Genomic DNA, 11,133 nt, shown 5'->3' with positions numbered 1-11,133 from the left:
CAGACACATGAGCGAGACCATCACCGAGGGGCCGGCCCAGCAGGAGCGGCCGACCGACGAGAACACACTGGCCCGCATCTGGGAAGAGGTCCTCGGCGTCCCCCGTGTCGGCCCCGACGACGACTTCTTCTCCCTGGGCGGGGACTCGCTCCTCGCGGTACAGGTCATCGGCGCGGCCAAGGAACAGGGCCTGTGCCTGAGCCTCCTGGACCTGTTCAAGAACCCCACCCCGCGGGGCACTTGTGCCTCCTCCGCCGGGCCGGCCGATCCCGAGGAGGAGGACTGCGGCGACGACCTGCTCTCTCCGGCGGACCGGGCCCTGATCCCCGCGGGCGCCGAGGCGGTCCATCCCGCGACCCGTCTCCAACTCGGCCTGATCTACGAGAACTTGCTCAGCGGCGGCAACCTCTACATCGACGCCGTGTCCCGTACGGTCACCCTCCCCCTCGACACGTCCGTACTGCGGCAGGCACTCGACCGCATCGCCCGCCGCCACCCGGTACTGCGCTCCCGCTTCGACCTCACGACCTTCAGTGAGGCCATGCAGGTGGTCGAGCGGGACGTCGCCGTACCGCTGGAGACAGTGGACCGGTCCGGTCTGGACGAGGCCACCGAAGCCGAGCAGTACGAGAAGACCATGCGGGATCTACTGGCGCCCTTCGACCCCGAGCAAACCCCCCTCTGGCGCGTGCACGCCGCGGTCACCGGCGACTCGCGTTTCCAGCTCTCCTACGCCTTCCACCACGCCGCGCTCGACGGCTGGAGCGAGTCGGTCCTCAGCAGCGAGCTGATCCGCATGTACGCGGCCCTGCTGCGCGGCGAGACACTCGGACTCGCCGAGCCCGCACCTGCGGAGGAGTACGTACGCCTGGAACGCGCGGCCCTGCGCGACGAGGAATCACAGCGCTACTTCGAGAGCCTGGGCACCGACACGGGGGCGGTACTGCCGGAGCGGGGCGACGGCTCGGGCGACCCGTTGAAGAAGATCAGCGCCCAGATACCGGCAGCGGACATCGAGCGGATCCACCGGCTCAGCGCCGACTGGGGCATTCCGGTCAAGAGCCTGCTGCTGGCGGCGAATTGTACGGCGCAGGCGGCCCTGGCCGAGAGCTCCTCGGTCACGATCGGGCTGACCGTGAGCGGCCGGACGGAGCGGGTGGGCAGCGAGCTGACGCTCGGGCTGTTCCTGAACACCCTGCCCTTCCGCCTGGACGTGACCGGAGTGTCCTGGCACACCGCGGCCCGGCGCGCCTTCGAGACGGAGAGCGCGCTGCTGGCCCACCGCCGGTTCCCCGACGCCGAAGTGCGCTCCCTGCTCGGCGGTACGCCCTTCACCACCGTCTTCAACTACGTGCACTTCCACGCCCGCGACCGGCTCCTGGACACCGGGCTGATCACCGCCGACGAGGACCTGCGCGACACCTCCAGCTTCCCTGTCCGCGTCGAGGTGATCAACGACCCGCGGGGCGTCGGCCACCTCCTGGAGATCACGGTCGACGAGGCCAAGTACGGCGTGGGGACGGCCGAAAAGCTGCTGCGGTATGTGCTGTCCGCGCTGCATCTGATGGCCGAAGGCCCCGAAGAACCGGCCCTCACCGGCCTCCAGAACGCGTAGAAAGCCGATGACCATCATGCCTTCCAGCCCTCTGGCCTCCTACGCGCAGCTCGGTGTGCGTCAATTGCACGACCAAGACCCCGAGTTGTACGCCCTGCTGGATCGTGAGCACCGGCGCCAGTCCGAGACGCTCGCCATGATCGCAGCCTCCAGTGTCGCGCCCCCTTCCGTGGCCGCCTGCGAGGGCACGGTTCTCGGCAATGTCACGACCGAGGGATATCCCGGCGCCCGGTTCCACGCGGGCTGCGAGGTGGTGGACGAGGTGGAGCGGCTGACGGTGCGACGGGCCAAGGCCGCCTTCGGTGCCCAGTACGCCAACGTCCAGCCTCACTCGGGCAGTACGGCTAACCAGGCCGTCCTCTTCAGCCTCCTCGGTCCCGGCGATGTGCTGCTCGGGATGGAACTGAGCGCGGGCGGCCACCTCACCCACGGTTCCCGCGCCTCGGTCTCCGGGCGCTACTTCACCTCGGTGGGGTACGGCACCGACGCGTCGGGGCTGATCGATTTCGCTGAGGTCGAGCGTCTCGCCAAGGAGCACCGGCCGAAGCTGATCGTCTGCGGGGCGAGCGCGTATCCCCGCACGATCGACTTCGCCCGCTTCCGTGCGGTGGCGGACGAGGTGGGAGCTGTCCTGCTCGCCGACATCTCCCATATCTCCGGCCTGGTGGCAGCCGGACTGCACCCGAGCCCCATCGACATCGCCCATGTGACCACGACGAGCACGTACAAGCAGCTCTACGGACCTCGCGGCGGCCTCATCCTGATGGGCAAGGACGCCGACATGCCGGTACCCGGCTCTCGCAAGACCTTCGCCGAAACCTTCCAGAGCGCGGTCTTCCCTTTTCTCCAGGGCACCCCGCAGCTCCAGGCGATCGCAGCCAAGGGCCGGGCTCTGGCGCTGGCGGCTGAGCCCGGGTTCAGGGAGCTGGCCGGGCGCGTCCTCAACGGAGCCGCCACCCTGGCCGCGGCGCTGTCTGCCGCGGGCTACCACGTCCTCACCGGCGGCACGGACAACCACATGGTGCTCATCGATGTCAGCCGCAGGGGCTTGACCGGCATCATCGCCGAGCAGGCGCTCGAGTCCTGCGGAATCATCGTGAACAAGAACAAGATCCCCGACGACCCGCACGGACCCGGAGTCACCAGCGGTCTACGGCTGGGCACCAACATCCTGGCCGCCCGGAGCATGGAGGGCGACGCCATCCGCCGGTGCGCAGCCCTCGTCGACCGCGTCTTGTCGTCCGTACAGGCAACCGGCACCTGCGAGTGGCACCTGGACGACGCCATTCGGGCCCGCGTCAGGGCAGAGGTCGCCGAACTGTGCGCACTCCACCCCCTCTCGCACCTGGGGCTCGCTCAGCCCCTCGAGGTGACCCGCCGTTGATCCCTTTGGCCGGCACAGGTTTGGACACGTTCGATTCGGAATCAAGTGAAATGGTGAAGGAAGATGTACGAAGAAGCACCATTTGCTGTCCTGGACGTTTCTGGCGACGGTTCGGCGGACCCGAAGCAGCCCCTGGGCACGGCCGCTGAGTCGCGGGTGCGCATATCAATGTCTGATCTGCACGAGTCCGTCGATGACCCGGCGCTGACCTCGATGACGTTGCTGAACGAGATCGCGGGCCGCTTCCCCGACGCGGTTTCGTTCGCAGCAGGTCGCCCCTATGAGGGTTTCTATGATCTCGATGACCTGCCGCGGTATCTGTCGGCATTCGAGAAGCACCTCGCAGGGAAGCGCACGCTGACACCGGCACAGGTGCGCCGGACCTTCTTCCAGTACGGCCGGACGAAGGGCCTCATTCACGACTTGATCGCCAGCCACCTGCAGCTGGACGAAGGCCTGACCGTGGATCCCGAGTCCGTTGTCGTGACAACAGGCTGTCAGGAGGCCATGGTCCTGGTCCTGCGCGCGCTCCACCGCGATACCCGCGACGTGGTCCTCGCCGCGATGCCGTCGTATGTCGGATTCATCGGCGCGGCCCGGGTTGTCGGCATGCCGGTGCGTGCGGTCAACGAGGGCGCGAGCGGCATTGACCTGGCGGACCTGCAGCGGCAAATTGACGCCGCCCGAGCCGAGGGACTGCGGCCGCGAGCCTGCTATGTCGTCCCTGACTTCGCGAATCCCAGCGGCGTGAGCATGACAGTTGCCGACAGGGCTGCGCTCCTGGAGCTGGCTGCGCGCGAGGACTTGCTGGTGTTGGAGGACAACCCTTACTCCTTATTCCAGCTCGGTGGTACTAAACCACCCACATTGAAATCCATGGATACAGACAGCAGGGTCATCTATCTGGGCTCGTTCGCAAAGACCGTGTTCGCTGGGGCCCGTGTCGGGTATGTGATCGCAGATCAGCTGGTCGTCGATGACGACCGGCGCGAGAGCCTGCTCGCCGATCAGCTGGCGAAATTGAAGAGCATGGTCACGCTCAACACTTCGACTGTGGCTCAGGCCGTCATCGGCGGATACCTTGTCGAGAACCAATGCAGCCTTGAGCGTGCCACCGTGCGCGAGGTCGATGTCTACCGGCGCAACCTCCGAGCCGTCTTGGAGGGCCTGGAGAGTCGCTTCGGGTCGGCACAGCCTCATCATGGCGCGGTCTCCTGGAACGCCCCGCAGGGCGGGATGTTCGTCGTCCTGTCGCTGCCGTTCCGTGCGGACGACGAAGTACTCGAATATTCAGCCTCGAAGTTCGGCGTCCTGTGGACCCCAATGCACCACTTTTACGCGGGATCCGGGGGCTTACAGCAGATCCGCTTGTCTTTCAGCGTGCTCTCACCCGAGGAGATCTCGCTGGGCCTGGACCGCCTGAACAGATTGATCGACGACCTAACTCTGCGGGCAGCTCCATCCACGGGCAGCCGGTCGCGGTACTTGAAGGCAATCACGTCGATCGCCTGACGGTGATCTCGCCATAGCCTGGCCGTCCGTCGGACGCGGTGCCGGAGGGCGGCTTCAGCAAGGGCTGATCGGGGCGTCCTTCGAGAGGCCGAAGTGGGTGCGGGCCGCTGCCTCCAAGCCCGTGGACGACATCGGGTCCTGGGCCCCGCGCTCGGCGAACAGACCGAAGTGGCTCTCCGTCCACTGCGCGTACCCCGCCCCGTCCGGCGGCTCCTGCCGGGACACGACCCGGTAGCCGGCACCCGCACGCCGCTCCAGCAGCACCACCTGCGGATACGATCCGCCGCTGCACTCCACCAGGGCCCGGCCCCGCACCCCGTACTCCATGCACAGGGTGTTGACGCCGGCCCGGACCCGTCCGTCCCGCTCGGCGAGCTCCAGCGCCTCCGCCTGGCAGAACCAGCGCGCCCCGAGCCCCGGCTCGGCCTCCCCGTACCCGCTGCCCCGCGAGTCCGCCGCGAGCCGCGCCTCTATCACCGGCCGCACCTCGCCCCACAGCCGGCCGTCCACCTCGGCCGGCCGCCCCATCGCCCAGACACCCGTGCCCACCAGCACCAGCACGGCCCCCACCCCGGTCGCCCAGCCGCGCACCGACAACCCCGTCATGCCCCCACCCTCCGCACATCGCGCCCGGTGCGCTGCTCGCCCGGTCAGACGGTCGACGGTGGCCCAGGGTTGCCCCGGACGGGCCCGCCGCATCGGCGCGCGGTACGGCACACTGGAGGTTTGGCCGTGCCGAAGGGAAGTGCGTAGGTGAACGGACCGCTGATCGTCCAGTCCGACAAGACTCTGCTCCTGGAGGTCGACCACGAGCAGGCCGACGAGTGCCGTCGGGCCATCGCGCCGTTCGCGGAGCTGGAGCGGGCGCCGGAGCACATCCACACCTACCGGGTGACGCCGCTGGGGCTGTGGAACGCCCGGGCCGCCGGGCATGACGCCGAGCAGGTCGTCGACGCTCTGGTGCAGTACAGCCGGTATCCGGTGCCGCACGCGCTGCTCGTCGACGTCGCCGAGACCATGGACCGGTACGGGCGGCTGACGCTCAGCAAGCACCCCGCGCACGGGCTGGTGCTCACGACCACCGACCGGCCGGTGCTGGAGGAGATCCTGCGCTCGAAGCGGATCGCCCCGCTCGTCGGTGCGCGGCTCGACCCCGACACCGTCGCCGTACACCCCTCCGAGCGCGGGCAGATCAAGCAGACCCTGCTGAAGCTGGGCTGGCCGGCCGAGGACCTCGCGGGGTACGTCGACGGCGAGGCGCACGCGATCGAGCTGGACGAGGACGGATGGGCGCTGCGGCCCTACCAGAAGCAGGCCGTGGAGAACTTCTGGCACGGCGGCAGCGGGGTCGTCGTCCTGCCCTGTGGCGCGGGCAAGACCCTCGTCGGTGCCGGGGCCATGGCGCAGGCGAAGTCCACCACCCTCATCCTCGTCACCAACACCGTCTCGGCCCGGCAGTGGAAGCACGAGCTGGTGAAGCGGACCTCGCTGACCGAGGAGGAGATCGGCGAGTACAGCGGGACGCGCAAGGAGATCCGGCCCGTCACCATCGCCACGTACCAGGTGCTCACCACCAGACGGAAGGGTGTCTATCCGCACCTGGAGCTCTTCGACTCCCGGGACTGGGGGCTGATCCTCTACGACGAGGTGCATCTGCTGCCGGCTCCCGTCTTCAAGTTCACGGCGGATCTGCAGGCGCGGCGGCGGCTCGGGCTGACCGCGACGCTGGTGCGGGAGGACGGGCGGGAGTCGGATGTCTTCTCGCTCATCGGGCCCAAGCGCTTCGACGCGCCCTGGAAGGAGATCGAGGCGCAGGGGTACATCGCGCCCGCCGACTGTGTCGAGGTCCGGGTCAATCTCACCGACTCCGAGCGGCTCGCGTACGCCACCGCCGAGCAGGAGGAGAAGTACCGCTTCTGTGCGACGACCGCGACGAAGCGGAAGGTCACGGAGGCGCTGGTCAAGCGCTTCGCGGGGCAGCAGACCCTGGTGATCGGCCAGTACATCGACCAGCTCGACGAGCTCGGCGAGCATCTGAACGCGCCCGTCATCAAGGGCGAGACCTCCAACGCCCAGCGCGAGAAGCTCTTCGACTCCTTCCGGCAGGGCGAGATCAGCGTGCTGGTGGTGTCGAAGGTCGCGAACTTCTCGATCGACCTGCCGGAGGCGACGGTCGCCATCCAGGTGTCGGGCACCTTCGGGTCCCGGCAGGAGGAGGCACAGCGTCTGGGCCGGGTGCTGCGGCCGAAGGCGGACGGCCACCAGGCGCATTTCTACTCCGTCGTCGCCCGGGACACCATCGACCAGGACTTCGCGGCGCACCGGCAGCGGTTCCTGGCTGAGCAGGGGTACGCCTACCGGATCGTGGACGCGGACGAGCTGCTGGCGGGGGACAAGGGCACCGAGGACTGACGGACGCCGGGCGTCCTACCTGCGGCGGACGCCCGCCTCCTCGGCGTACTCGCCGAGTATGACCACGTCGAAGGCGGCGCCCGCGAAGACGCGGATCGCGCGCAGGGCGTCGCCGAGGCGGTGGCCGGCGTGGCCGTCGGAAAGGGAGGTCGCTCCGGAAGGGCGACCGGGGGCTGGGGTGAAGGTCGCTGCACTCATGTCCCCATGGTGGCTCCCGGGGCATAGGGAGGGCATCGGCCCCAAGTCCCCACTTCCCGTGCTACCTGGGTACACCCTGGGGGTGGAGTCTCCCCCAGCGGACCGAGGGGCGATCCCCTAGGGGGCGCGGAAAACGGTTGGCCCTCGCACCCGCCGTCCCTCTAGAATCCCCGCTCTTGCCCGCCTCCCACCCGGAGTGCCGCCGACCGGACGGAAACCGGTCGGCATGCCGCAGCATCTCAGCCCGCAGCACCTTCGGAGGCACCCCCTTGTCCACGCCCGTCGACGACCCCCTCGGCCGCGAACGCTCCCACCTCGCCCAGTCCCGAGCCGCCCTGCGCGCCATGCGTGAGGACGCCGAGTCCCTCGACATCAGCGACGTGACCGCGAACTGGGTCAACGCCCAGATCCTGGAGCGCCAGATCGGGGAGCGCATCAAGGCGCTGGCCGATCTCAGTGACACCCCCCTGTTCTTCGGCCGCCTCGACTATCTGCACGCGCCCGGTGTCGATCTGGCCGAGGGCGCGGAGGGCGAGCGCTTCTACATCGGGCGCCGCCATGTGCACGACCAGGGCGGCGACCCCATGGTGATCGACTGGCGGGCGCCGGTCTCGCAGCCGTTCTACCGGGCGTCCAAGAAGGACCCGATGGACATCGCGCTGCGCCGCCGCTTCGGGTACACCCGCGGCGACATCACCGCGTACGAGGACGAGCACCTCTCCGACCCCACGGAGCCGTCGGGGGCCGCCACCACCAGCAAGCTCCTCCAGCAGGAGATCGAGCGGCCCCGCGTCGGCCCGATGCGCGACATCGTCGCCACGATCCAGCCCGAGCAGGACGAGATCGTGCGGTCCGGGCTCGGCGGGACCGTGTGCGTGCAGGGGGGTCCGGGGACCGGGAAGACCGCCGTCGGACTGCACCGGGTCGCCTATCTCCTCTACGCCCATCGCGAGCGGCTGGCCCGTACCGGCACCCTCGTCATCGGGCCGAACCGGTCCTTCCTGCACTACATCGAGCAGGTCCTGCCGGCGCTCGGCGAGCTGGCGGTCAAGCAGGCCACCGTCGACGACCTGGTCGCCGGAAAGGTCGAGGTGCGGGGCACCGACGAGGCGGCCGCGGCGGTCATCAAGGGCGACGCCCGGATGGCGGAAGTGCTCCGGCGGGCCGTGTACTCGCACGTCACCCTGCCCACCGAGCCGGTCGTCGTCGTGCGCGGGTCGCGGCGGTGGCGGGTCCCGGCGTACGAACTCGAGGACATCGTCCGTGAGCTGCTGGACCGCGACATCCGCTACGGCGCCGCCCGCGACGCCCTCCCGCAGCGCATCGCGCACGCCGTGCTGGTGCAGATGGAGCGTTCCGGGGAGGCCCCGGACGACCGGGTGCAGGACGCGGTGGCCCGCAACAGCGCGGTGAAGGCGGCCGTGAAGGAGATCTGGCCGCCCGTCGACCCGGCCAGGCTGGTGCTGCGGCTGCTGACGGACGCGGACTTCCTCGCCGTACACGCGGACGGGGTCCTCGACGAGGACGAGCAGAAGACGATCCTCGCGGCACTGCCTGGATCTGGTAAAAGGGCCGCCCGGTCCGTGAAGTCGGCCAAGTGGTCGGCCGCCGACGCGGTGCTGATCGACGAGGCGACGGACGTCGTCGAGCGCACGCACTCGCTCGGCCATGTGGTGCTGGACGAGGCACAGGACCTCTCCCCGATGCAGTACCGGGCGGTCGGCCGCCGCTGCACCACCGGCTCCGCGACGGTCCTCGGCGATCTCGCGCAGGGCACCACGCCCTGGGCGACCCGGAGTTGGGACGAGGCGCTCGCGCATCTGGGGAAGGCGGACGGGGTCATCGAGGAGCTGACGGCCGGTTTCCGGGTGCCGACGGACGTCATCACGTACGCCTCCCGGCTGCTCCCGCACATCGCGCCGGGGCTGACTCCGGTGGCGTCGGTGCGTGAGAACCCGGGGTTCTTCGAGGTGCGTGAGATCGGGGGCACGGCGGAAGTCGTCGCCGCCTGCGAGGTCGTCGCCGCCTGCGAGGAGTTGCTGGCCAACGAGGGCTCGACCGGTCTGATCGCGGCGGATGCCCGGATCCCGGTGCTGGCGGAGGCGCTGGCGGCGGCGGGCATCGGATATCTGGCGCCGGGCGAGGAGACGACCGAGGAGACCCGCCTCACCCTGGTCCCCGCCTCCCTCGCCAAGGGTCTGGAGTACGACTACGTGGTCCTGGACGAGCCGCAGGCGGTGGTCGACGGCGAGCCGGACGAGCGCACGGGTCTGCGACGCCTGTACGTCGGGCTCACGCGAGCGGTGTCGGGGCTGATCGTGACCCATGCGGGGCCGCTGCCGCGGGAGCTCGCGGGGTGATCACGGGGTACCGGGTGCCGCTCGGGGTGCGTCGCCGGGTGCGGGTGCGTGGGGGCTTGTCGCGCAGTTCCCCGCGCCCCTAGGCGGGTGTCGGCAGCGTTCGTTCAACAGTTCGCGTCGGTGCCCGCTCAGAGGCGGTCCTGGCCGGCCTCGCCGTCCACCGCCCGGCGCCACTCCGCCACCGCCTCCGTCGACACCGGGTGCTGCCAGCCGTCCGGTCTTGCCGCTCCGCCGATGTGGAAGGCGTCGATGCCGGCGGTGCGGAGGGTCGGTACGTGGTGGAGGGTCAGGCCGCCGCCGACCAGGAGTCGCTGCTCGTATCCGGGCTCCCCGCGGCGCTGCGCCTCGGCGAGCAGCGTGGGGAGTCCGGTGTCCACGCCGGACGCGGACCCGGCCGTGAGGTAGGTGTCCAGGCCGGGGAGATCCGCCAGCTGTTTGCGCAGGGCGTCCCGGTCGGTGGCGTGGTCGATGGCGCGGTGGAAGGTCCAGCGGCACCCGCCCAGCTCGGCGACCACGCGCTCCACGGCCCCCAGGTCCACACCGCCGTCGGCGTCGAGGAAGCCGAGGACGAACTCCTGCGCCCCGGCCTCCCGCAGCTCGCGCGCGGCCCGGACCACCCGGGAGACGTCCCCCGCGTCGAAGCCGTCCGCGAGCCGCAGCATCACCCGCAGCGCGATGTCGACAGCCCCGCGGATCCCGGCGAACGTCCCGGCCGGCGGGGTCAGCCCGTCGGCCGCCATGTCGGTGACCAGCTCAAGGCGGTCCGCGCCTCCGGCCTGGGCGGCGACGGCGTCCTCGACGTCGAGGGCGATCACCTCCAGGACTGCACGCTTGCTCATGGGACCCCATTCGTCGGCGGTGGCAGGGCAGGAAAAAACGGCGGCTACAGGTCTAGTCCAATCTCAGACTACGCCCGCGGCCGCCGCGCCCGCGACAAGATCGGCCCCGCCCGGGGGAGAACTCAGCCGAAGATGTTCAGCTCCGCCGCCTCCGCCCCGGCCAGCTCGAACGTCCTCCCCGCCACCGGCCGCCCCGCGTACAGCCGTACGAGCGTGGCCGCGTCCCCGATGAACCGCGCCGGCGTCCGCTCCCCCGACACCGCTCCCAGCGTGAGCGGCTCGTCCACGTCGTCGAGGTCGGCGTGCAGCGGCAGCCGCCCCTGCTCCCGGGTGATCCGGGTGAGCAGCGTGAGGGCGTGCGGCAGCCCGGGGCCGGCGTACGCGCCCAGCTCCCCGAGGACGTCCCGTACGTCCCCGCCGTGCACCCACTCGCCCACGGCGACCAGGTCCAGCACCCCGCCCGCCTTCGCGATCGCCGGGCCCGCCTCGGTCATGCCGCGCTCCAGCTCGTCGACGACCCGCGCGTTGGTCCAGTCGGCGCGCTCGGCGATGTCCCGGTCGTTGCACTCGGGCGAGAACACGCCCTTCTCGAACCGGCTCTCCACCACCCGCATCAGCGCGGACGAACAGTGCGCGAGCACGTCCCGCACGGTCCAGCCCGGACACCCGGCGGTCGGCAGGGCGAAGTCCTTGTCGGGCCGGGACCGCAGCAGCGGGATCAGCGCGTCGCGCTCGGTGGTGAGGAGGAGTCCGGGCAGTTCGGGGTCGCGTACGTCAGCAGAAGTCATGACCCCACACGCTAGACGCCGACGT

General features: G+C 70.2%; 9 protein-coding genes. 5 read left to right on the top strand and 4 right to left on the bottom strand.

The genetic code is table 11. The annotated features are described in order from the left end of the window. Positions 1-7 precede the first annotated feature (7 nt). The 3 genes from QF037_RS26120 to QF037_RS26110 all read left to right on the top strand — a co-directional run bounded on the left by QF037_RS26120 (position 8) and on the right by QF037_RS26110 (position 4,511). Positions 8-1,615: a condensation domain-containing protein gene (locus QF037_RS26120; protein ID WP_307029157.1), complete on the top strand. Its 1,608-nt coding sequence runs from the start codon at positions 8-10 to the stop codon at positions 1,613-1,615. A gap of 16 nt (positions 1,616-1,631) precedes the next feature. Beyond that, complete coding sequence (gene glyA, locus QF037_RS26115; RefSeq protein ID WP_307029155.1) at positions 1,632-2,999, top strand: serine hydroxymethyltransferase; 1,368 nt, start codon at positions 1,632-1,634, stop codon at positions 2,997-2,999. A 63-nt stretch (positions 3,000-3,062) separates the two neighbouring features. Further along, positions 3,063-4,511, top strand: a complete 1,449-nt coding sequence (locus tag QF037_RS26110) for an aminotransferase-like domain-containing protein (RefSeq protein ID WP_307029154.1) — start codon at positions 3,063-3,065, stop codon at positions 4,509-4,511. A 54-nt stretch (positions 4,512-4,565) separates the two neighbouring features. Here QF037_RS26110 and QF037_RS26105 read toward each other — a convergent pair whose 3' ends face one another. After that, a complete protein-coding gene (locus QF037_RS26105) occupies positions 4,566-5,117 on the bottom strand; it encodes a hypothetical protein (protein WP_307029153.1) in 552 nt (183 codons plus the stop codon). Positions 5,118-5,264: 147 nt separating this feature from the next. On the opposite strand from QF037_RS26105, the gene QF037_RS26100 reads away from it, so the two are divergent. Next, positions 5,265-6,923, top strand: a complete 1,659-nt coding sequence (locus QF037_RS26100) for a DNA repair helicase XPB (RefSeq protein ID WP_307029151.1) — start codon at positions 5,265-5,267, stop codon at positions 6,921-6,923. Positions 6,924-6,938: 15 nt separating this feature from the next. On the opposite strand, the gene QF037_RS26095 is transcribed toward QF037_RS26100, so the two are convergent. Further along, a complete protein-coding gene (locus QF037_RS26095) occupies positions 6,939-7,121 on the bottom strand; it encodes a hypothetical protein (RefSeq protein WP_307029149.1) in 183 nt (60 codons plus the stop codon). 269 nt (positions 7,122-7,390) lie between these two features. Here QF037_RS26095 and QF037_RS26090 point away from each other — a divergent pair, with 269 nt between their 5' ends. Next, positions 7,391-9,481: a HelD family protein gene (locus QF037_RS26090; protein ID WP_307029147.1), complete on the top strand. Its 2,091-nt coding sequence runs from the start codon at positions 7,391-7,393 to the stop codon at positions 9,479-9,481. A 128-nt stretch (positions 9,482-9,609) separates the two neighbouring features. Here the strand turns inward: QF037_RS26090 and QF037_RS26085 are convergent, their stop codons facing one another. After that, on the bottom strand, positions 9,610-10,320 hold the full coding sequence (locus QF037_RS26085) for a copper homeostasis protein CutC (protein ID WP_307029145.1): 711 nt from the start codon (positions 10,318-10,320) through the stop codon (positions 9,610-9,612). Between the two features lie 122 nt (positions 10,321-10,442). Continuing rightward, positions 10,443-11,108 (bottom strand): maleylpyruvate isomerase family mycothiol-dependent enzyme, encoded by a 666-nt coding sequence (locus QF037_RS26080; RefSeq protein WP_307029142.1) that lies wholly within the window; start codon positions 11,106-11,108, stop codon positions 10,443-10,445. Positions 11,109-11,133: the final 25 nt, after the last annotated feature.

This window comes from Streptomyces canus, assembly GCF_030815415.1.
Lineage (GTDB): Bacteria > Actinomycetota > Actinomycetes > Streptomycetales > Streptomycetaceae > Streptomyces > Streptomyces canus_F.
This window is presented reverse-complemented; position numbering and strand designations above follow the sequence as displayed.